Source organism: Mycobacterium sp. BMJ-28, assembly GCF_054404835.1.
In genome coordinates this window covers 4,752,828-4,775,327 of record NZ_CM136783.1, presented here as the reverse complement: position 1 = coordinate 4,775,327, position 22,500 = coordinate 4,752,828, and the positions used below count along the sequence as shown (strand labels likewise).

At 67.2% G+C, this 22,500-nt stretch carries 19 protein-coding genes; 8 read left to right on the top strand and 11 right to left on the bottom strand.

The genetic code is table 11. The annotated features are described in order from the left end of the window. Positions 1-47: 47 nt before the first annotated feature. Positions 48-1,952, bottom strand: coding sequence for a solute carrier family 23 protein (locus ACXPWS_RS23685; protein ID WP_458708989.1), 1,905 nt, complete (start codon positions 1,950-1,952; stop codon positions 48-50). Between the two features lie 34 nt (positions 1,953-1,986). Here ACXPWS_RS23685 and ACXPWS_RS23680 point away from each other — a divergent pair, with 34 nt between their 5' ends. Beyond that, a complete protein-coding gene (locus ACXPWS_RS23680; protein ID WP_458708988.1) occupies positions 1,987-2,529 on the top strand; it encodes a nucleotidyltransferase family protein in 543 nt (180 codons plus the stop codon). A 5-nt stretch (positions 2,530-2,534) separates the two neighbouring features. On the opposite strand, the gene ACXPWS_RS23675 is transcribed toward ACXPWS_RS23680, so the two are convergent. From ACXPWS_RS23675 to ACXPWS_RS23640, 8 genes are all read right to left on the bottom strand, one after another. Continuing rightward, positions 2,535-2,867, bottom strand: a complete 333-nt coding sequence (locus ACXPWS_RS23675; protein WP_458708987.1) for a hypothetical protein — start codon at positions 2,865-2,867, stop codon at positions 2,535-2,537. Positions 2,868-2,952: 85 nt separating this feature from the next. Further along, positions 2,953-4,749, bottom strand: coding sequence for an acetyl/propionyl/methylcrotonyl-CoA carboxylase subunit alpha (locus tag ACXPWS_RS23670; protein WP_458708986.1), 1,797 nt, complete (start codon positions 4,747-4,749; stop codon positions 2,953-2,955). A 235-nt stretch (positions 4,750-4,984) separates the two neighbouring features. Beyond that, positions 4,985-6,415, bottom strand: coding sequence for a hypothetical protein (locus tag ACXPWS_RS23665; RefSeq protein ID WP_458708985.1), 1,431 nt, complete (start codon positions 6,413-6,415; stop codon positions 4,985-4,987). Between the two features lie 223 nt (positions 6,416-6,638). Then, the gene (locus ACXPWS_RS23660) at positions 6,639-7,055 is read right to left on the bottom strand and encodes a SufE family protein (RefSeq protein ID WP_458708984.1); all 417 of its coding nucleotides are present in this window, start codon (positions 7,053-7,055) and stop codon (positions 6,639-6,641) included. Beyond that, the gene (locus ACXPWS_RS23655) at positions 7,052-7,945 is read right to left on the bottom strand and encodes a sulfurtransferase (RefSeq protein ID WP_458708983.1); all 894 of its coding nucleotides are present in this window, start codon (positions 7,943-7,945) and stop codon (positions 7,052-7,054) included. The genes ACXPWS_RS23660 and ACXPWS_RS23655 overlap by 4 nt, the downstream gene beginning before the upstream one ends. Positions 7,946-7,985: 40 nt before the next feature. Next, on the bottom strand, positions 7,986-8,624 hold the full coding sequence (locus ACXPWS_RS23650) for a Maf family nucleotide pyrophosphatase (RefSeq protein ID WP_458708982.1): 639 nt from the start codon (positions 8,622-8,624) through the stop codon (positions 7,986-7,988). Positions 8,625-8,630: 6 nt separating this feature from the next. Beyond that, positions 8,631-8,879, bottom strand: coding sequence for an acyl-CoA carboxylase subunit epsilon (locus tag ACXPWS_RS23645; RefSeq protein WP_458708981.1), 249 nt, complete (start codon positions 8,877-8,879; stop codon positions 8,631-8,633). Beyond that, the gene (locus ACXPWS_RS23640) at positions 8,876-10,504 is read right to left on the bottom strand and encodes an acyl-CoA carboxylase subunit beta (protein ID WP_458708980.1); all 1,629 of its coding nucleotides are present in this window, start codon (positions 10,502-10,504) and stop codon (positions 8,876-8,878) included. The genes ACXPWS_RS23645 and ACXPWS_RS23640 overlap by 4 nt, the downstream gene beginning before the upstream one ends. A 131-nt stretch (positions 10,505-10,635) precedes the next feature. On the opposite strand from ACXPWS_RS23640, the gene casI reads away from it, so the two are divergent. Beyond that, on the top strand, positions 10,636-12,273 hold the full coding sequence (gene casI, locus ACXPWS_RS23635) for a steroid-22-oyl-CoA synthetase (protein ID WP_458713670.1): 1,638 nt from the start codon (positions 10,636-10,638) through the stop codon (positions 12,271-12,273). 13 nt (positions 12,274-12,286) lie between these two features. Here the strand turns inward: casI and ACXPWS_RS23630 are convergent, their stop codons facing one another. After that, positions 12,287-13,033, bottom strand: a complete 747-nt coding sequence (locus ACXPWS_RS23630) for a class I SAM-dependent methyltransferase (protein ID WP_458708979.1) — start codon at positions 13,031-13,033, stop codon at positions 12,287-12,289. Positions 13,034-13,537: 504 nt separating this feature from the next. Here ACXPWS_RS23630 and ACXPWS_RS23625 point away from each other — a divergent pair. From ACXPWS_RS23625 to ACXPWS_RS23600, 6 genes are all read left to right on the top strand, one after another. Further along, on the top strand, positions 13,538-14,653 hold the full coding sequence (locus tag ACXPWS_RS23625) for a Rieske 2Fe-2S domain-containing protein (RefSeq protein WP_458713669.1): 1,116 nt from the start codon (positions 13,538-13,540) through the stop codon (positions 14,651-14,653). 829 nt (positions 14,654-15,482) lie between these two features. Continuing rightward, entirely contained in the window at positions 15,483-16,688 is a 1,206-nt protein-coding gene (locus tag ACXPWS_RS23620) for a glycosyltransferase (protein WP_458708978.1), read from the top strand. An 83-nt stretch (positions 16,689-16,771) separates the two neighbouring features. Next, positions 16,772-17,449 carry an acyltransferase gene (locus tag ACXPWS_RS23615; protein ID WP_458708977.1) on the top strand — a complete coding sequence of 226 codons (678 nt, stop codon included), beginning with the start codon at positions 16,772-16,774 and terminating at the stop codon, positions 17,447-17,449. Then, entirely contained in the window at positions 17,449-18,567 is a 1,119-nt protein-coding gene (locus tag ACXPWS_RS23610) for a glycosyltransferase (RefSeq protein ID WP_458708976.1), read from the top strand. Before ACXPWS_RS23615 ends, ACXPWS_RS23610 begins: the two co-directional genes overlap by 1 nt. Further along, entirely contained in the window at positions 18,560-19,735 is a 1,176-nt protein-coding gene (locus tag ACXPWS_RS23605; RefSeq protein WP_458708975.1) for a polysaccharide biosynthesis protein, read from the top strand. Before ACXPWS_RS23610 ends, ACXPWS_RS23605 begins: the two co-directional genes overlap by 8 nt. Beyond that, a complete protein-coding gene (locus tag ACXPWS_RS23600; protein WP_458708974.1) occupies positions 19,732-20,883 on the top strand; it encodes a glycosyltransferase in 1,152 nt (383 codons plus the stop codon). Before ACXPWS_RS23605 ends, ACXPWS_RS23600 begins: the two co-directional genes overlap by 4 nt. Before the next feature lie 4 nt (positions 20,884-20,887). Here ACXPWS_RS23600 and ACXPWS_RS23595 read toward each other — a convergent pair whose 3' ends face one another. Further along, positions 20,888-22,414, bottom strand: coding sequence for an O-antigen ligase family protein (locus ACXPWS_RS23595; RefSeq protein ID WP_458708973.1), 1,527 nt, complete (start codon positions 22,412-22,414; stop codon positions 20,888-20,890). Positions 22,415-22,500: the final 86 nt, after the last annotated feature.

Sequence of the window (22,500 nt, the reverse complement as noted above, 5' to 3'; positions counted from 1 at the left end):
GCGTTGTCGGTCGGTCAGCATGTTGAAGCCGTCCAGGCCGATCGCCTTCACGACAGTTCGTTGAAGCGGCTGAAACGCGCCGCGGCGATCGGGTTGGCGTCGGCCACCAGATCGGTGAACCGATAGTTGGCGATCTTGGCGACCTCGATCAGCGCAAACGCCTTCTCCGCGGAATCGGAGTTGTCCATCCGGGACCATCCGTTGCGCAGCACCCGGTCGAAATGCTCGGTCTCCTTGGCGCAGATGATCAACGGGAAGCCGAAGTGCTCGCGGTACGCGGTCGCCAATTCCACGACGTCATTGTGGTCGGACTCGTCGAGATTGGACAGCGCCACGTGGTCGACGGCCAGTGCGTGTCCGGTCTCGTCCTCGGCGCCCAGATCGCTGAACGCGTTGAGCAGTTCGATCTGCTGCTCGGACGAGCCGGTGAGCACGGCATCCTGGAAAGCTTCCCGCAGCGCCAAGGTATCGGCGAAGGGGCGCTGCTGGTAGGCCCGCTCAACCGCCCACGGCACGTCCTGGACCACATGGCCGAACACCTCGGTGAACCGCTCCGCTGTCATGGCGTTCACCTCGGTCAAGGTGATGGACCCGCCACCGGCCACCCGTGGCCCGCGCGAACCGGTATGGAAGAACACGATGTTGAGCACGATGGCGGCCACCGCGCCGATGCTGATACCGCTGCCGAAGATGAGATCCAGGCCGGTGGGCATCGCCTTGGCGATATCGGGGTACGAGGTGACCCACAGTGCCAGCGCCAGGCTGGTGGTGACGATGATCAGGTTGCGGTGGTCGGTGAAGTCGACCTTGCCCAGTGTTTGGATGCCCACGACGGCGACGGTGGCGAACAGCGTCAGCGCCGCGCCGCCGAGCACCGGGTTGGGGATCGACGCGACGACGGCGGCGACCTTGGGCAGGAAGCCCAGGATGATCATGATGACACCGGCGGCCGCCACCACCCAGCGGCTCTTGACGCCGGTCAGTCGCACCAGGCCGACGTTCTCGGAGAACGCGGTGTAGGGGAACGAGTTGAAGATGCCGCCGATGGCGGTGGCCACCCCGTCGGCGCGCAGCACGTTGCCGATATCGGAGGCCTTGATGCGCTTGCCGACGATCTCGCCGGTGGCGATCGTCGAACCGGTCGACTCCACGGCGGTGATCAGCAGGACGATGATCATCGTCAGGCACGCGACGAAGTCGAACTTGGGCATGCCGAACAGGAACGGCGGCGTGAAGCCGAACGCGGCCGCCTGGCCCACCTTGTCGAAGCTCATATCGCCGAGCAGGAAGGCGACCGTGCAGCCGATCACCAGTCCGAGCAGCACCGCGATGGTGGCCACGAACCCGCGGAACAGGCGCTGGATGGCGACGATGATCGCGATGGTGCCCAGCGCGTAGAGGAACCACCGGATGTTCGTCGGGTCGGTCTTGTGCGTGTGCGGATTGGTGACGGCGTCCATGGCGCCGACCGGGACCAGGCAGAGCCCGATGATGGTGATCAATGTTCCCGTCACTACCGGCGGGAAGAATTTCAGCAGTTTGATGAAGATCGGCGCGATGAGGAACGTGAAGACACCGGCGACGATCACCGCCCCGTACACGTACAGCAGGCTGGCCGCGCCGCCGCCATGGGCCAGCCCGATCGCGATGATGGGGGACACCCCGGCGAACGTGACGCCCTGCAGCAGCGGTAGCCGGACCCCGACCTTCCAGAAGCCCACCGCCTGGATGATCGAGGCGATCCCGCAGGTGAAGAGGTCGGCGGTGATCAGTTTGACCAGGTCTTCGGCCGGCAGGTTGATCGCGCCGGCGATGATGATCGGGACCAGCACCGCGCCGGCGTAGAACGCCACCACGTGCTGGAAGCCGTACAGCGCAAGCTTGGGGACCGGCAGCACCTCGTCGACCGGGTGGGTGCGCTTGCTCTGCGCTGCTTTTGTCGGGGCCGTCATCGTTGAGAGTTTCGTTCACCTTCACACTGTTCGCATGTCGAGTTCTGATGTCGCCGCCGGAGTACTGCTGGCCGCGGGCGCAGGGACCCGGTACGGGATGCCGAAAGTGCTTGCCGAGGACGGTAGTTGGCTGCGCGACGGCGTCGCGGCGCTGCGCGACGGTGGCTGCGGGGACATCGTCGTGGTGCTGGGCGCCGCGGTGGTGGCGGTGCCCGCGCCGGCGCGCGCAGTGCTGGCCGGCGACTGGGCAGACGGGCTCTCGGCATCGCTGCGGGCCGGGATCGGGGCAGTAGACGCCGATCTGGCGGTCATCTCGCTGGTCGACACCCCCGACGTCGGTGCGGCGTCGGTGCGGCGGGTGCTGGCGGCGGCGTCGCGGACCGGCCTGGCCCGGGCGGTATACGGGGGCCGGCCCGGTCACCCCGTGGTGGTCGCGCGGCGGTTCTGGCCGCAACTGCTGGCCGCCGTCCACGGTGACATCGGGGCCGGGCCGTTCCTGCGGGCTCGCGCCGACGTGGTCGACGTCGAATGCGGTGACCTGGCCACCGGCCGCGACGTGGACGAACCCGAGGTGTGAACCGCTCAGGTATGCACGTTCAGGCCCAGTACCGCGCTGGCATACCGCCGCACGGTGTCCTCTGACATCGCGGCGGCATCCTCGAAGCCGGGGCGGCCCCGGCTGGTCATGAATCCGGTGGCAGGGTCCAGGGCGACCTCGGCGAGCATTTCGCCGGTGGTGGGCTCGCAGACCGCCCAGGTGTAGCGGGTCTCGTCGGCCCAACCGTCTTCGGCGTCGTGCACGTAGTCCAGGTCCGTCTCGCCCATGTCGGCCAGTGCGGGCCGGTCGTCGACGCGGTCATCGCAGCGCAGGCCGCGCAGGTACCACTGGCCGTTGTTGATCTCCACGGGCTCCATCAGGCCTCCAAGAATGGCGAATGGCCACCTGTGGCACAAGATTCCGCCGAATCCGTGCCACAAGTGGCCATTGCGCGGGAAAGGATTACTTGATCTCGGCGATCACGGTGCCCTGGGTGATGGCAGCACCGGCTTCGACGGCCAGCCCGGTGATGGTGCCGTCCTTGTGGGCGGTGACCGGGTTCTCCATCTTCATGGCCTCCAGCACCACGACCAGATCGCCCGCCGACACCTGCTGGCCCTCTTCGACGGCCACCTTCACGACGGTGCCCTGCATCGGTGCGGTGACCGAATCGCCGGACGCGGCGGACGCGCCGGAGGCACCGCGCTTGCGCGGCTTGGGCTTCTTGCGGATGGCGCCGGCCGCGGCACCGCCGCCACCACCACCGATGGCCAGATCGCCGGGCAGCGACACCTCCAGGCGACGGCCGCCGACCTCGACGACGACCTTCTGCCGGGGCAGGTTGTCTTCCTCGTCCAGGGCCTCACCGGCGGTGAACGGCTCGACGGTGTTGTCCCACTCGGTCTCGATCCAGCGGGTGTGCACGTCGAACTTCTCGCCGTCACCGATGAAAGCGGGATCGCTGACCACCGCCCGGTGGAACGGGATGACGGTCGCCAGGCCCTCGATGTTGAACTCGGCCAGTGCGCGGCGCGACCGGGCCAGCGCCTCGTCGCGGGTGGCACCGCTGACGATCAGCTTGGCCAGCATCGAGTCGAACTGGCCGCCGATGACCGAACCGGTCTCGACGCCCGAATCCAGCCGCACACCGGGGCCGGTGGGCGGCACGAAGCTGGTGACCGGCCCGGGGGCGGGCAGGAAGCCGCGGCCGGCGTCCTCGCCGTTGATCCGGAACTCGAACGAGTGGCCGCGCGGCGTCGGGTCCTCGGTGATGTCCAGCGCCTCGCCGTTGGCGATCTTGAACTGCTGCAGCACCAGGTCGATGCCTGCGGTCTCCTCGGTGACCGGGTGTTCCACCTGCAGGCGGGTGTTGACCTCGAGGAAGCTGATCAGGCCGTCCTGGCCGACCAGGTACTCGACGGTGCCGGCACCGTAGTAGCCGGCCTCCTTGCAGATCCGCTTGGCCGACTCGTGGATCTCCTTGCGCTGCGCGTCGGTCAGGAACGGCGCGGGCGCCTCCTCGACCAGCTTCTGGAAGCGGCGCTGCAGCGAGCAGTCACGGGTACCGGCGACCACGACGTTGCCGTGCGTGTCGGCGATGACCTGAGCCTCGACGTGGCGCGGCTTGTCCAGGTAGCGCTCGACGAAGCACTCGCCGCGGCCGAATGCGGAAACGGCCTCACGGGTGGCCGAGTCGAACAGCTCGGGGATCTCGTCGAGGGTGCGGGCCACCTTCATGCCGCGGCCGCCACCACCGAAGGCGGCCTTGATGGCGATGGGAAGGCCGTACTCCTTGGCGAAGGCGAGGATCTCGTCGGCGTCCTTGACCGGGTCGGGGGTGCCGGGCACCAGCGGTGCCTGGGCGCGCGCGGCGATGTGGCGCGCGGTGACCTTGTCGCCGAGATCGCGGATGGACTGCGGGCTGGGGCCGATCCAGATCAGCCCGGCGTCGAGCACGGCCTGAGCGAAATCGGCGTTCTCGGACAGGAATCCGTAGCCGGGGTGGATCGCGTTGGCGCCGGACTTCTCGGCGGCGTCGAGAAGCTTCTCGAACACCAGGTAGGACTCGGCGGAGGTCTGACCGCCCAAGGCGAAGGCCTCGTCCGCGAGGCGCACGTGCGGCGCGTCGGCGTCCGGTTCGGCGTAGACGGCGACGCTGGTGAGCCCGGCGTCCTTGGCGGCACGGATCACACGGACAGCGATCTCACCGCGGTTGGCTACGAGCACCTTGGAGATCTTTGAGCTGGCGTGACTGGGCACTGCGCCTCCTGATGGCAGGTATATCTAAGAAACGTCTTTAAGAATCTATCGGGCGAAGTGTATGCGTCCAATTCCGGGGGTGGCGAGTCGGCACCCCCAAAAATTGTCAAGTCACCGTTGCCATTTCGGTAAACACATGTAGTTACCGGCGAGTACGTTGACCTGCCGCGCAGGTAGAACCCGTGACGAGATCGGCGGCGCCCGCACGGGGCGCCGCCGATCTCGTCAGGAGAGCTCAGGCGAACAGCGTCGGGATGCCCTGCATCGACGGCGCCGGTTCCACGCCGAGAACGTTGGCCAACAGCGACGGCGTCACGTCCAGCACATCGACCTCCTTGCGGGACGGATCCGACGGCACCCCCGCACCGGCGGCCAGCAGGATGCCCTGTTCGATGTGATAGCCGGTGTTGACCCCGCCGATGCGGTGGTGCACTTCCAGGCCGATGTCCGAGGGTGCCCCGGTGCGCCGGTCGGCGCCGATCGGCTGGTACTCCAGCGTGGCCGCGGCGTCACTGCCGTGCGCGTAGTCGATGCCGAAGGTCACCGTCTTGCCTTCGACGCGCACCCTGGCGAACAACGGCCCCTTACCGGCCACCGTGATCGACTCCAACGGCGCCGTCGCGGCCTGGGCCTGCGCTTCGGTGCCGAACACCAGCGACACCATCGGGTACATGGCCAGGCCCAGCTCGGCGGGCGCCAGATTCAGCTTCGCGATCAGCTTGGTGTGGTCGTCGAGCACGTAGCGGTCGTCGTCGATCTTGACCACCTCGACCGGCCCCTGGCCCATGCTGGCCGCGACCACCAGCATCGCCTGCGGGTTCTTGGCCAGGTACTTGCGGATCCGGCCCAGCTGGCGATCGGTGATATCCATCGCGGCATCAATGAAGCTGCCGTACACCTCGTCGGCGTCGTACTCGTACTTCTCGGTGTAGCCGGGCATGCCGTCGCCCCAGAATCGGTGCATCATGCCGGCGACGTGGTTGGTGAAGAACGCACTGAGCCGCGGCTGGTGCTTGCGGTGCAGCTTCCAGTAGAGGTCGAAACCCAGCGGCGCCTGCATCGCTGACCGAAAGGCCTTATATCTCGGGTCGATGCGTTCCTTGACCAGGTGGGTGCTCAGCGTGGCCATCGAACGCGGCGTGAGGCCGAGCCGCACCAGGTCCACCGCGGTGCCCGCGAGTGCCTTCGGGTTCAGCAGGGCGTCCGGGGAGAAACCGTTCTCCCCGGTCATCGCGAGGTTGAAGGCCTGGAACCGCTCAAGTGCGGCGGGGTAGGTCTTGGCGTCCTGGCTGAAGGTGTCCGGGACGTAGAAGCCGCCGTGCCGGAATTCGCGGGCCGGCCAGCTCTGCATGGGGCCGAACAGGCCGACCGAAAGCCCCGCGTTCTCGGCCACGTCCCAGATCGGGTCGCCGCGGAACGTCGTCGGGTCCTGGCCGAGGTCGAACGAGTTGTGGCTGTAGGTGGACATGTGCAGCGTCGGCCAGGTGCGCCAGGGCTGCAAGCCCTGCTGCTCGGGCCGGTCCTCGTGCACGGTGGTCAGCGACTGACCCTCCTGGAGCAATGCGGCCACATTGGACTCCGGACGATGCTTGACGTAGATGTCGATGACTTCCCACGGAACTTCGTTCAGCTCGTACAGGATGACGTCTCTGCGCTGACGGTTCATCGAGGCAGAACCCTTTCGTTTCGCTTGCACATCGTTTGCCCGGCTCATCACCGTGACAGGTGGACGCGAACGCCGCACCGGGTTGCCCCCGCCGGTCCATTCTTACATGGGCGACAGAAAGGTGCCGGTGCTCGCCCTTTTCGTGTTGGGCCCGGCAGTGATTTTGCTCATATGGGGACTCGGAAACGGCTACCAACAGGCTGCCGGTTGACGTACGCGGAATTTAGCTCGCGCGTAGCCGTCGCTTGATCCGCGTCAACATCGCCGACATTCCGCGCAGGCGAAGGGGACTGATCAGCTTTGCCAGGCCGAGGTCGGCGTAGAAATCGTCGGGCACGGCCAGGATCTCCTCGGCGGGCAGGCCGTCCAGGCCCGCCGCGAGAATCGCCGCGAAGCCCCGGGTGGTCGGGGCCTCCGCGGGCGCGCTGAAGTAGAGGTGAACATTCTCACGGTCGGCGGCGTTGACTTCCAGGAACAGCGGCGACTGACACTCCGGCACGGGTTCCATGGCCGACTCTTCGAGGTGTGCCGGCAGTGGTGGCAGGTCGTTGGCGAACTCCAGCAGCAACTGCAGCTTGTCCTGGCCGGTCACCTCCTGGAACTCGGCGACCACCTCGGCGAGGGCGGCGGGCAGGGTCATACGGTCCCGGGCTGGTCACCCACGGCCACCGGCACGCGGACGGCGTTGCCCCACTCCGTCCAGGAGCCGTCGTAGTTGCGCACCCCGGGTAGTCCCAGCAGATGGGTCAGCACGAACCAGGTGTGGCTGGACCGTTCGCCGATACGGCAGTAGACGATCGTCTTCGGGTCCGACTCGTCGCGCCCGAGGTGCCCGTAGAGCTCGTCGAGTTCGGCTCGGCTGCGGAACCGCCCGCTGTCGTCGGCGGCCTTGGCCCACGGGATCGACACCGCGGTGGGGATGTGGCCGCCGCGCAGGGCGCCTTCCTCGGGGTAGTCCGGCATGTGGGTGCGCTCGCCGGTGTACTCCTGCGGCGAGCGCACATCGATGAGCGGTTGGCTGCCGAGCGCGGCGAGCACGTCGTCGCGGTACGCCCGGATCGGGCGGTCATTGCGTTCGACGGTCGGGTAGCCGGTGCTCTGCCGGGTCGGCACGTCCAGCGAGGTGTCCCGGCCGTGCGAGACCCACAGATCCCGGCCGCCGTCGAGCAGCCGGACGTCGGGATGACCGAACAGGGTGAAGACCCACAGCGCGTAGGCGGCCCACCAGTTGCTCTTGTCGCCGTAGATCACCACGGTGTCGTCCCGGGAGATGCCCTTGCGGTCCATCAATTCGGCGAACTGCGCGCCGTCGATGTAATCCCGGACGGTCGCGTCGTTGAGGTCGGTGTGCCAGTCGATCTTCACCGCACCGGGGATGTGCCCGGTGTCGTAGAGCAGCACGTCCTCGTCGGACTCGACGATGGCTAGTCCGGGTCGGCCGAGGTTGGCCGACAGCCAGTCGGCGGTGACCAGGCGTTCCGGGTGGGCGTAGGCGGCGAGAGCGGGATCGGGATCGGCGGCAAGAGGCACCAGACGAGCGTACCTACGTGCGGTGCGGCGCTGTAGCCGGTCAGTGGATCGGGTTGTCCCGCCACAGTGCGCTCAGCCCGACGCCGACCGCGCCGAGCAGCCGGCGCAGCAGCGGCAGGCTGAGTCCGATCACGTTCGACGGATCGCCCTCGATGCGGTCCACGAACCAGCCGCCGAGTCCATCGAGGGTGAATCCGCCTGCCACCCAGAGCGGTTCGCCGCTGGCCAGGTAGGCCTCCAGGTCCGATGCCTCCGGCGTGCTGAAATGCACTGTGGTAGAAGCGGTCTCGCCGACTTCGCCGGCCACCTCACCGTCGCGCATGCGCAGCACGGTGTGCCCGGTGTGCAGGGTTGCGGGCTGCCCGGCCATGGACCGCCATTGCGTCCTGGCGGCGTCGACGCTGCCCGGCTTGCCGCGAAGCACGCCGTCGACTTCCAGCATCGAATCACAGCCGATGACAATGCAATCGGTGGTGGTGCCGGCCTCCAGCGAGCCGGCCACCCGGGCCGCCTTCGCGGCCGCCAGCGCGAGCACCACCTCGGCAGGCGGCGCATCGGGCAGGGCCGCGATGACCGCGTCCTCGTCCACGTCGGACACCTGCACCAGCGGCTCGACACCCGCCTGGCGCAGCACACCGAGGCGGCCGGCGGAGGCCGAGCCGAGTACCACCCGAGTCATCGGCGCTCAGCGCCGCATATGGGACCGCTCCAGCAGCGTGACCCTCTGCCAGCTGTGGATCGAGTAACGCAGCTTGTCCACCGGATGACCCCACAGGTCGTGCGCCGGCGGGGTGGTGTCCACCGGCCCGCCGCCCGCCGCGGACAGCACGCCGATCAGCGCGGCGAGATCCTCGGCGGACGGGTTGCCCTTGAGCACCTTGATGTGCGGTTCGTGGACCGGCGCCGCTTCGGGCACCTGCGTTTCGTCGCTCACAGTGGAATGTTCCCGTGCTTCTTCGGCGGAATGGTGCTGATCTTGCGCTCCAGCAGGCGCAGCGCAGTGGCCACGTAGCCGCGGGTGTGCGACGGCGGGATGACCGCGTCGACGTACCCGCGCTCGGCGGCGACGTACGGGTTCACCAGGGTGTCCTCGTAGTCCTGCTGCAGTTCCAGGCGCAGCGCGTCGACGTCCTCACCCTTCGCGGCGGCGTCCTTGAGCTGTCCGCGGTACACGAACCCCACCGCGCCCGAGGCGCCCATCACGGCGATCTGCGCGGTCGGCCAGGCCACCACCACGTCGGCGCCCATGTCCTTGGAGCCCATCACGCAGTACGCGCCGCCGTAGGACTTACGGGTGATCACGGTGACCTTGGCGACCGTGGCCTCGCCGTAGGCGTACAACAGCTTGGCGCCGCGACGGATGATGCCGTTGTATTCCTGGTCGGTGCCCGGCAGGAAGCCCGGCACGTCGACCAGCAGCACGATCGGGATGTTGAAGCAGTCGCAGGTCCGGATGAACCGGGCGGCCTTCTCGGAGGCGTTGATGTCCAGGCAGCCGGCGAACTGGGTGGGCTGGTTGGCGACGATGCCGACGGTGCGGCCGTCGACCCGGCCGTAGCCGATCACGATATTGCCGGCGTAACCCGCCTGCACCTCGAGGAACTCGTCGTCATCGAGGATGCGCGAGATGACCTCGTGGATGTCGTAGGGCTGGTTGGGCGAGTCCGGGATCAGGGTGTCGAGCTCGAGATCCTCGGCGGTGAGGTTGTCCTCGATGGCACCCGGGTGCGGCGGTGCCGGGAATCGCGGCGGATCGGCGTAGTTGTTCGACGGCAGGTAGCTCAACAGGTCGCGCACGTAGTCGAAGGCGTCCTGCTCGCCGGAGGCGACGTAGTGTGCCGTGCCCGACTTGGCCATGTGGGTGTGGGCGCCGCCCAGTTCTTCCATGGTGACGTTCTCGCCGGTGACGGTCTTGATGACGTCCGGGCCGGTGATGAACATCTGGCTGGTCTGGTCGACCATGACGATGAAGTCGGTCAGGGCGGGGGAGTACACGTGCCCACCGGCCGCGGCACCCATGATCAGCGAGATCTGCGGGATGACGCCGGAGGCCAGGATGTTGTTGCGGAAGATCTTGCTGTACAGGCCGAGCGAGACCACACCCTCCTGGATGCGGGCACCGGCGCCGTCGTTGATGCCGATCAGCGGCCGGCCGGTCTTGATGGCCAGCTCCTGGACCTTGACGATCTTCTCGCCGTACACCTCGCCGAGGCTGCCGCCGAACACGGTGGCGTCCTGGCTGAAGATGCAGACGTCGCGGCCGTCGATGGTGCCGTAACCGGTGACCACGCCGTCGCCGACCGGCCGGTTCGATTCCAGGCCGAAGTTGGTGCTGCGGTGCTTGGCCAGCGCGTCGAGTTCGACGAACGAGCCCTCGTCGAGCAGGGCGAGGACCCGCTCGCGGGCGGTCAGCTTGCCCTTGGCGTGGACCTTCTCCACCGCCGCCTCGCCGACCGGATGCTTTGCCTCCTCGGCGCGCTTACGCAGGTCAGCCAATTTGCCGGCCGTGGTGTGTATATCGATTACGTGCTCTGCCGCCGGTTCGGTAACGCTCGTCATGGGTTGCGATGCTAGCCGCACCTCTAAGAAGTACATAAGAGAGGTGCGAGTTATGTCACTGTGTCGGGTTCGGAGGCGAAGCTTTGTCGGTGCAGAATGCCGCCGATCCCGCCCACGAATCCGTCGCAGCCATGCTGCTGGACCGCATCGGTGATCAGCGACCGGGCCTGCGTACCAGGACAGACTCCTGGACGTGGGACCAGGTGGTGGCCGAATCCGCGGCGTGTGGTGCGCTGGCCCGGTCACTGCACACCGCGGGTCCGTTTCACATCGGGGTACTGCTGCCGAATGTGCCGGAGTTCGTCTTCTGGCTGGGCGGTGCGGCCCTGACCGGCGCGGTGGTGGTGGGCATCAACCCCACTCGGGGTGACGCCGAACTGGCCGCCGACATCCGGCACGCCGACTGCGGAATGATCGTCACCGATACCGCCGGTGCGCAGCGGCTGAGCCGCCTCGAACTCGGTCTCGGCGTGGACCGGATCCTGGTGATCGGGACACCCGGGTACGCCCGGCTCGTCGCGACGCACCGGGCGACGCCCGCGGCCCCCGGCGTGCATCCGGACACGCTGCTGCTGTTGCTGTTCACCTCCGGCACCACCGGTACCTCCAAGGCGGTCAGGTGCACTCAGGGCAGGCTGGCCCGCATCGCGCACGCCGCGGTCGACAAATTCGGTCATCACCGCGGCGACGTGGACTACTGCTGCATGCCGTTGTTCCACGGCAACGCCATCATGGCGCTGTGGGCCCCGGCGCTGGCGGTCGGCGCGACCGTCTGCCTGACGCCGGCGTTCTCGGCGTCGAACTTCCTGCCCGACGTGCGGTACTTCGGGGCGACGTTCTTCACCTATGTCGGGAAGGCGCTCGGTTACCTGATGGCCACGCCGGAGCGGGCCGACGACGCCGACAACCCGCTGCAGCGCGGTTTCGGCACCGAGGCGTCACCGCACGACCAGGCCGAGTTCCTGCGCAGATTCGGGGCGCAACTGTACGAGGGATACGGCTCCAGCGAGGGTGGCGGCGCGGTGGTGCTGGCGCCCGATGCCCCGCCGGGCGCGCTCGGCCGGCCCGCGCACGACGGTGTGGCCATCGTCGACCCGCAGACCCTGACCGATTGTGCGCCAGCGGTTTTCGATGCAAACGCTCGGGTGCTCAACCCGGACGACGCGGTGGGCGAGATCGTCGACAAGTTCGGCACCCGCACCTTCGAGGGCTACTACCGCGATGACGAGGCCAACGCGCAGCGCATCCGCAACGGCTGGTATTGGACCGGTGATCTGGGTTATGTCGACGAGGCCGGATTCATCTATTTCGCGGGCCGCCGTGGCGACTGGATCCGGGTCGACGGCGAGAACATCTCGGCGCTGACCATCGAGCACGTGCTGCGCCGGCATCCGCTGGTGATCGCGGCCGGCGTGTACGCGGTGCCGGATCCGCGGTCGGGGGACCAGGTGATGGCGGCGATCGAGGTGGCCGACCCGTCGTCCTTCGATGCCGGTGAATTCGCCGAATTCCTCACGCGCCAGCACGATCTGGGGTCCAAGGCGTTGCCGATGCTGCTGCGGGTGTCTGCCGATCTTCCCGTCACCGGGTCGAACAAGGTACTCAAACGTGAACTGCAACAACAACGTTGGCACACAGGCGATCCGGTGTACCGGTGGGCGGGACGCGGTGTGTCCGGGCGGCATCCGGTGTACCGGTTGCTCGACGATACCGAAAAGCGGTCACTGGACGCGGAGTTCGCCGCCCATGGCAGGCAGCGTTACGCCTGAGAGCGACGCGGGTTCACCCGACCTTGCGCAGCACGATCACCGAGAAGCTGGCCAGCCGCGGTATCGGATGCCTGCGCAGGAAATTGCTCTTGGCGGTTTCCAGGGACTGCAGTGGCGGAATGACGGAATAGTAGGTGTGGCCGAAGCTGGACTTCCACTGCTCGACCTTGAACCCGAAGCCTTCGAACTCCCTGAAGGCCCGCTTGGTCGGCCCGGTGGTGCCGCGATAGTAGGCCGGGAATTTCTCCAGATTGGGCAGGTCGAGGCGGCCCGGCTGCACCTTGTCCAGGATCTTGCGTGCGGTCCGTTCCGGGATCATCTTGTTGACCAGAAACGGGAAGGTGCCCAGCGCCGGAAAGAAGTGCACCGAGAGCCCGCCGGGGCGCAGCATCTTGTTGCAATTCTGGTGGAAGACAACGGGATCGGGCAGATGCTCACACAGCATCTTGGAGAACACCAGGTCGTAGGTGCCCGCTTCGTCCTCGATCGGCCGGCACAGGTCGACCACCCGGGTCTGCACGTCCACGGCCGCCTTGCTGAGTTCCAGCGGGGAGATGTCGACGACGACGCGATGCTCGGCGAAACCCCACTTCTCGGCGTCGCCCACCACCGGATTGGCGCCTCCGCCGAGCTCGGCGACCGCGTGCACGCCCTCTCTGCGGGCCAGGTCGAGCACCGACTCGTCGTAGCCCTGCCAGAGCTCCTCGAAATCCCAGTACTCGATGTCGTCGGCAGTCTCGGTGAAGTACTTCTGCGCCATCCGCTTGCCCCCGCAAAGTCGTGTGTGGAAATTCGGACTGTACCTCGCAGGCAGCGGCGCTCGGGGCGGAATCGACCGGGTGGCTGCCGCGCTGTGGGCGCGACGGCTAACTCGCCTCGGTACGGAGTTGGGGCTGCCGTTGGACCGTTGCGGTCCGGCCGAGATGGGTCTGACATGTCACCACGCCGTCCGGGTGACTGACGCTCCTGCCAATTTTCGGAACTCGTCAGCAAACTTCTTGCCGTGGCTGCGCAGCGCCCTCGTCGAGCCGGCCCGGCCGCCCGGTGCCATTCGTCGCCCGACATCACGCCGGCCCGGATGGCAAATTCTGGCGGGGACCGGCGTCGCGGCCTGGATGCCCGAACCCAGGGGAGGTGTCGCCCACCGGCCGCTGTTCGGCCGCCTGGTCGCGGACGACGTTCTAGGCAGGACGTGACGAGCGCCTGTTCGGCGAATCAGGAGGCTGCAGTGAGTGACATCCGGGAGATCGACACCGGCGCGGCGATGAACCGGTTCGCCAGGGGCTGGCACTGCCTGGGCCTGGCCGACTCGTTCCGCGACGGCCGGCCGCACGGGATCGAGGCGTTCGGTACCAAACTCGCGGTCTTCGCGGACTCCGCCGGTGCGTTGCAGGTGCTCGACGGGTTCTGCCGGCACATGGGTGGCGATCTGTCCCGAGGCGTGATCAAGGACGACAACCTGGCCTGCCCTTTCCATGACTGGCGCTGGGGCGCGGACGGCAGGTGCAAGCTGGTGCCGTACGCCAAACGCACACGCCGGCTGGCGCGCACCCGGGTCTGGCCGGTGCACGAGGTCAACGGTCAGCTGCTGGTGTGGCACGACCCGGAGGGATCGGCACCGCCCGCGGAGCTGGCTCCGCCCACCATCGACGGTTACACCGAGGGCTCCTGGTCGCCGTGGCACTGGAATTCGATCCTGATCGAGGGGGCGCACTGCCGCGAGATCGTCGACAACAACGTCGACATGGCGCACTTCTTCTACATCCACCACGCGTACCCGACGTATTTCAAGAACGTCATCGAAGGGCACACCGCCAGTCAGTTCATGGAATCCAAACCGCGGCCCGACTACACCGCCAACCCGGACAAGCTATGGGACGGGACACATCTGCGGTCGGAGGCCACCTACTTCGGTCCGGCCTACATGATCAATTGGCTGCACAACGATCTGGGCCCCGGGTTCACGGTCGAAGTCGCGCTGATCAACTGCCATTACCCGGTCACCCATGATTCGTTCGTCCTGCAGTGGGGAGTGGCCGTGCAGTCCATGCCCGGGCTACCGGCGGACAAGGCCGCCAAGCTCGCGGCGGCCATGGCCCGCACCTTCGGCGAGGGCTTCCTGCAGGACGTGGAGATCTGGAAGCACAAGACCCGCATCGACAACCCCCTGCTCACCGAGGAGGACGGCGCCGTCTATCAGCACCGGCGCTGGTACCAGCAGTTCTATGTGGACCTGGCCGAGGTCACCCCGGAGATGACCGGACGTTTCGAGCTGGAGGTCGACACCACCCACGCGTTCGGGATCTGGCAGCAGGAGGTCGCCGACAACCTGGCGAACACGGTCGATCTCGCCGCCGCGGAAAAGGTCCCCCCGAGCTGAGCGTTGCCCGCCCGGAAATGGTGTCGCCGAGGTTGCTCGTGGCTTTGGCGCCGGCCCGGCCGGCGTCGTGATCTGCGCAGATGGGCAGCGATTTTCATGGTCGAAATGGTGCCCTGCGCGCATCGGCGTGGGGAGTATCTGCGAATTCGGCAGTCAATGAGACCGCCCCGCCGACGAAAGGTCCCATTCATCTCGGGTTCACGTCTGGAATGCGGAAATCCCGAATCGATTGGTTACCGATTGGGCGGCGGACCGAAGGTGCTCACCACGTCGACGCCGGGCGCCGATGGTGACGGGCGCCACATCCGGGTTTCGGGGAGCGTCCTACCGGCCGATCTGCACATATCATCGTTCTGGGCGACGGCAGAACGGGTCACCGATTCATGACCGGGTCGTCGTTGCCGAGAAACTGAAGGCTCCCAAACCGGCAAAGCGCGCGCGGCCCTCTCGATCGGTAACGCGTGCACGCCGATTCGGTATCGAGTTTCTCGCAGAATCTCCGCCGGACCTGTGTGTGTGCGATGAATGAACTAACTTCAGTGGCCACGAGCGCGTTTGCGTGGTCAACTATCAGCAACTCCAGAAGCGAATGATCCGACACCGACGAGGGAGAACAATGCCGGTGAAGCCGCTGACCAGCGATCTATCTAGGTCGTTGCCGACTTTGCTGCCGGATATTTACGGTGTTGGTAACATAACCGCGGTAGGCTCGCTTGGGCCGACCCGGGGCGGTGCGTCGTGGGTGTAGTGGATCCGATGTTGAGGACTTATGTACCAGTTACGGGGACGCGCCGAGGACGAGATGTGCCCGGCAGACGAAGGATTGCTCGTGGAACCCACGGGTGAGCTCGGTCCGCAGCGGAGGTTCGACGGGGTGGACGGCCCCCGGGTGGCGATCGCGCACGACTATCTGACCCAGCGCGGCGGTGCCGAGAAGGTCGTCCTCTCCATGAGTCGCGCGTTTCCCGACGCGCCCATCTATACGCTGCTGTACGACCCGGAGAACACCTACCCGGAATTCGCCGACCGCGACGTGCGGGTCTCCGGCATCAACCGGATCCCGCTGTTCCGCAGGAATCACCGGCTGTCCCTGCCAGTTCTGCCCATCGCGGCGTCCTCGACGTTCATCGATGCCGACGTGGTGGTCACCAGTAGCAGCGGCTGGGCCCATGGCTTCCGGACCAACGGGCGCAAGCTGGTGCACTGCCACACGCCCGCGCACTGGCTGTACGCGGCTGACTACTACTTCGATCCCGACGGCGATCGCATCAAGCGCGCGGTCCTGAAGGCCGGCGCGCCGTACCTCAAATCGTGGGACCGCCGCGCCGCTGCGACCGTCGACCGCTATCTGGCCGTGTCGACCACCATCCAGGACCGGATCAACGACGCCTACGGCATCAGCGCCGATGTGCTGCCGTCGCCGGTGGCGATCAAAGATACGTCCATCGTGGAGCCGGTGCCCGCGTTGTCGCACTGGGCCGACGACAACGGTGACTCCTTCTACCTCATCGTTTCCCGGCTGATGCCCTACAAGCATGTCGAAGCCGTGGTGCGGGCCTTCGCGAACACCGACCGGCGCTTGGTGGTGGTGGGCCACGGTCCCGAAGGTGCCCACATCGAGCGGATCAAGACGCCCAACGTGGCGATGCTGTCCGCGCTCACCGATGCCCAGATGGCGTGGCTCTACCACTCGTGCAAGGGCCTGATCGCCGCCAGCTACGAAGACTTCGGGCTGACCCCGATCGAGGCGGCGGTGTGCGGCAAGCCCAGCGTCGTGCTGCGGTGGGGCGGCTTCCTGGACACCGTCATCGAAGGCGTCACCGGTATGTACTTCGACCGGCCCGAGCCCGACGCGATCGCCGACGCCGTGAACCGGTTCGAGGCCGTATCGTTCGACCCCGACAAGCTGCGCGCGCACGCCGAACGGTTCACCGAACAGCGTTACGCCGAGTCGCTTTACGCCGCAGTCGACAAGCTGGCCGCGGAGGCTGAGGCGCTGCAACCGACGACGGTTCCCAGGGGTTCCGCGCTCTGAGCGTCCTGTAACGACTCGATGGGCGGCGTCGCTGCCTGACTGGCTATGGTTGTGACGCTAATCCTCGAAGGAGTAGACCGCCCATGACTCGTGTACCCGCGAAAGCCGACCCGGCGGATGTAGCCCGCAAGAAGGCGGCGGCACCCGGACTGCGGACGGCACCCGATCCCGTCTGGGTGCTCAACGACGAAGGCCGCGTGATCGACTACAAGATGCAGGGCATGACCCGCGGCCGCAAGATCCGCAATCGGCTCGGCGAGCTGCTGTTCAACAGCGTCATCACCTTCATCCCGTCGCACACCATCCGGCAGGGTTACCTGCGGCTGCTGGGTGCCAAGATCGGCAAGAACTCGTCGATCCTGCGCGGCACCACCGTGCTGGACATCGAATTCCTCACCATCGGCGACGGCGTGGCCATCGGGTTCCGCTGCCTGCTCGACGCCCGTGCCGGCCTCTACATCGGCAACAACGTGACGATCGCCAGCGACGTGCATTTCATCGGCGGCGGCCACGACGTCAACCACCCCGACTTCCTGCCCGTACCCATCCCGACGGCCATCCTGGACTACGTCTGGATCGCCTCCCGCGCCATGGTGCTGCCCTCGCTTATCGGTCGCGGTGCGGTGGTCGCCGCGCACGCTCTGGTCAACAAGGACGTCGGCGAGTTGGAGATCGTGGGCGGCGTCCCGGCCAAGGTCATCGGCAAGCGCGACCCCGAGGCGCTGCAATACGAAAACAAGCATCGGCCGCTGTTCTACTGATGACCGCCGCGTTCGCCGACCACCGGCTTGTCTTCATCGCGCCGGCGCAGGGCCAGACGGCGGTGGGCGATTACGCCGAGGACCTCGTCACCGCGCTGCGCCCGTATTTCGGTGAGATCGCCGAGCATCGCACCCTGGGGCCCGGCGCGGACACCCTTGCCGACCTGCGCAGACATCGAGCACAGGTGCGCCGACTGATCGACGAAGGACCTCCGGGCCGCACGCTGGTACACGCCGAACTGTCCACCGGCGTGCTGCCCACCTTCTGGTCGGTCGCCGGCCTCAGCGGCGTCCCCGTCACCGCGACCGTGCACGATCCGCCGCAGGGCCTGTGGTTCCTGGGGCGTACCCGCTTGGTGGCCCGGTCGCGGCTGCTCACCCACGGCATCCACTACCCGCTGCGGCCGGTGTCGCGCGCCATCGAGGGCCGGGTGCACGGCGAGCGCACCCTGGTCGCGCTGACCGAGACCGGCAGGCAGTCGATCGCCGCGACCTACCCGCGCACCAGCACCGCCTTCATCCCGCACTTGGTGCGAGACCGGCCGGCAATCACTGCTGCGCAGGACCGTCCCAAGGCCGTCGGGTTCTTCGGATTCGTCTACCGCGGAAAGGGTTTCGAGGAGATTGCCCGCATCCGCGAGCAGCTGCCTGCCGACATCGCGATCCGGGTGGCCGGGCGCGGCACCGAGTCGCTGCCACGCGCGGACGGTATCGAGATCCTCGGCGGGGTCGACGGGCCCGCCGAGGACGCATTCTTCGCGTCGGTGCGCGCCATCGCGCTGCCGTACGGCAAACGCCACTTCTACGCCGAGACGTACCCGGCCTCCGGCGTGGTCGCGCACTCGATGGCCTACAGCACACCGGTGGTGTGCACCGGCTACGGTTCGCTGGCCGAACTCGGCACCGACGACGGCGTGGTGACCGTCCCGCCGGTAGAAGGTGAGGTGGCCGCCGGCTTGGCGGGCAGCATCGCGGATCTGCTCAACGACCGCGAGCGGCTGACCGAACTGGGCGTCAACGCCGACCGGGCCCGGCAGGCCCGCTCGGCCGCGCGCACCGCGGAGGCCTTCGTCGAATTGTGGTCGCGTTCGTTGCCGGGGCAGACCGAAGATGCCTGAGCGGGTGTCTTCGGAGGAATCGGAGGCCGACGCCACCACATCGCGTCACCTGATCACCACGCTGTGGGCGGTGTTCTGGCTCTACGGCGGTCGCGGTGTCGGCCTGCTCTGGACCGCGGTGCTGATCGGGCATCTCGGCGTCGCCGACTACGGCAAGTACGGCATGGCTTATGCGGTGTACTCGCTGATCGGTCCGCCGCTGGACAACCCGTTCGCGGTGCGCTCGGTCCGGGAGTCCGAGCAACGCTTCCTCGCTGAACGCACCACCCGTTATCTGCTCGGGCTGTCGTTGATGGCGGTGGGCGCCGCGCTGGTCGGCGTCAACTACATCGCCTGGTTCGGCCTGTTCGTGGCCGGTGGTGAGATCGTGCTGAAGTCGTGGCAGAGCCGCGCAGCGCGGGAGGGCAGGCCGCAGTTCGTCGCACAAACCGACACACTGCGCCAGATGAGCAGCGTGGCCCTGGCCGGCGGGTACCTGTTCCTTGCGCCGCACCCAACCCTGCAGATGGCCAGCCTGTTCCTGGTGGCGCCCTACGTGCTGATCGCGTTGGCGGTGGGCTTCGTCACGCTGCGGCACCGTCCCGCGTTGCCCGGGTCGCCGAAACTGATCGCCATCCTGATCGGCGAGACGCTGGGTCTGGCCGCCTATCTGCAGGGCGACGTGCTGCTGCTGGGTTGGCTGACCAACGACACCATCGTCGGCTACTACGCCATCTGCACCACGGTGGGCATCGCGGTGGTCGCGGTGGGCCAATCCTTCGGCATGTCCTACAACCACACCTTGCGGGCTGGTGAGGGCCACCTGTCTGCCGGCCCACCGCTGAAGAGCACACTCATCCTCGGGGGGCTGGCCGGGGCCCTGGTCCTGGTCGCCGGCGTGGTGATGATCTTCACACCGGTGCCCCAGCAGCTGGCGATCGCGATGGTCATCATGTCGCTGTTCTGCGCCATGCGGACCGTCAGTTCGGTGTTCCAGGCGGTGCTCTACAACCAGCGCAAAGACGGCATCAGGTTGGCGGCCAACCTCGGCCTGGTACCCGTGAAGCTGGGTCTGGTGGCATTGCTGGTCGGTCTGGGCGCGGTCGGCGCCGCCATCGCCACCGTCATCACCGATGCCATCCTGCTGGCCATCTATGCCTGGGTGCTCTACCGGAAGGTGCCCGGGTGACCGAACCCAAAACCCCGGTGGTCTTCCTGCTGTCCAAGGACCCGGTCGCCGAGCACGGCGGCGACGTGGAACTGTCGCGCCTGGTGATGGGGCTGGCGGCCGATTCGTTCGCGGTGTCGGCGATATGCCTGTCGCATCAGCCGCCCGGTCGGCTGGACACCGACATCGTTCCCGGCGGCATGGTGCTGACCAGGGTGCCCAAGTCCGGTGTGCGGCCGCTGCGGCTGCTCGCCAACGCCGCGCGGACCCGGCGCAGCCTGGCCCACGCCCGGTTCGACAACAACGACCTGGTGCGGGCGATCGACGACGTCCCGGCGGGTGCGACATTCGTCGCCGAGCACAGCTACATGGCCGAATCCTTCTTGCGCAGCAGGCATTCCGGGTCGGCCCGGTTCGTGGTGAACACCCACGTCAGCGAGTCGCTGGTATGGCGCGCCACCCGTGGCCTGCTGGGCCGGCTGCAGGTCGGGCAGCTGCTGCGCGACGAGCTACGGGTGGCCCGCGCTGCCGACGCGGTCGGCACCTTCGACGCCGAGGAGGCCGACTTCTATCGCGGGCACGGTGTGCCGGACGCCCGGTGGCTGGATCTGACGCTGCGCCCGCTGGATCAGGTCGAGGTGGGCCGTACACCGCCGCGGCTGGTTCTGATGGGCACCCGGGACTGGGCGCCGAACCAGGAGGCGTTCCTGGAGGCGCTGCGGTTGTGGCCACGCATCTGCGAGGGCATCCCGGGCGCGGAGCTGTGTGTGATCGGTGCCAAACACTCCACGGCGCCGGATCCCCAGTACCCCAGCGGAGTTCGCGATCTCGGCTTCGTCGACGACCTGCCCGCGTTCCTGGCCACCTGCAGGTCGATGATCGCACCCATCCGCACCGGGGGCGGTGTGCGGGTCAAGCTCCTCGACGCCGCCAGGATGGGTCTTCCGGTGGTCGGCACCACCGCGGCGGTGGGCTCGCTGGGAGCTCTGCTGGATCTGCGGGTGCACGACGACGACGACGTGTTCGTCGCGGAATGCCGGCGCTATCTGCTGGACACGCCCGCCGCCGCGGCGGCAGGCGATCGCCTCTACCGGCTGAACCGTCAATTCTGGCAGGACCGCCGTCCGCACCGCGCCGTCGAGGGTTTGTTGTCCGGCGATCGGCCCTGATCGGCTAGCCGGCCGGCGCGGCGGCCGGAACCGGTGGTGTCGGCGAACGCGCCGCCCCGGGCGCGGTCTCGACCAGCCGAGTGGTTTGCCGCAGCTCGTCCGCGTAAGCCAGGAATGTCAAAAAGATGGTGTACAGGAAGACGATCTGCGGGATCACCACCACGGGGTGATCCAGATTCAACGCGACGACCGAGAAACCGATAAACACACCGCCATACAGTGCCGCGGGTAACGAGTTTGCCCGGAGCAGCCGGAATCCGATCACGCAACCGGTCAGCACCACGACGATGAACGCGATGCCGACAAAGATCCCGGCGCGGTGGATGGCGATGAGCGGAGCGTTCGACACGAAATTCTGGATAAACGCGTATGCACCGTCTTTGAATTCGCGCTGTGACCAACCCCAGCCGAACAACCAATGTCCACTCATCCGGCCGGGGAATTCCCGAATCGAATCCATCCGGTCGGTCGCGCCGGCGTCATTGGAGCCCAGGGTTCCCAATAGTCGGGTGCGCACCGAGGGCACCAGCATCGCCGTCGTGAACGCCACCACGAGCGCACCGACGAGCAGTTGGCGGTCCCGGGACCGCATCTTGTGGAACAGGAACACCAGCCCGACACCGACCAGGGTGGTGACGATCGCCGACCGGCTCAGGGTCAGGGCGATCGCCAGGCCGAGGATGGTCACCGCCACCCCTCGCTGCCACCCGGCCAGCAGGATCATCGCGATGACGAAGGCGATCACCAGGCCGATGCCTGCCGCGTTGGGGTCCAGCCAGAGGCCGCCGAGGCGGGTGAAGCTCTGGCTGCCCGCCCCAACGGCGAACCGGTCGGCGCGGGGCAGGTTCGAGACACCGCCGGTGAAGTAGAACCGTTCGGTGTTGGCCACCGCGTAGCCGAACAGTCGAAAAGGTTGCAACAGTTTCTGATTCGAGCCGATTGCCACCGACGCAATACCGAATGCGGCATTGAATGTGGCGGCGTAGACGAAGATGCGTCCGAATTTGGCGAGATGCTCCGACGGCAATGCGAGCAATGCGAAAAACGCGGAGGTGGCAATCGCCCATTTCGCGTAGTCCATGACATTCACGATCGAGGTGTACGTGCAGACCATCGCGATCCCCGAGACGATCACCAGGACCAGGATCGCCTTGGCCAATGTCGGCCAGCGCCTGGCCGCGGTGGGGTGCACGAGCGCGGCCAGCAGTGCGCCCGCCGCGAAGGGCAGGTACAGCGGCACGTGCACACCGGGGAAGTAACCGAACGGCAGCGCGCCGATCGAGACCGCCATGCCCCAGTACAGCCACAGCGGATGGCGCAGACCGATGTACACGCCGACCGCCAGCGCCAGCAGCGCGGCGACCCCGAGGATCCCGATTTTCCCGCCGAGCGCGGCCGCGGCACCCACGCCGGCGGCGAGCACAATGATTACGGCGCCGATGAGCACATCACGCCGGGATATCGCGCCCAGATTCATTTCGGACCCGTCCTCATCCCGGAATGATGTCCACTGCTTTGTTGCACCCGCCACGCATTTAACTATCCTTGCATTGGTTTCGCTGGGCGTGCCACCAGGGCGCGGCCAGCAGCGGTGTGGATCCTTGTCGTGGACGCTAT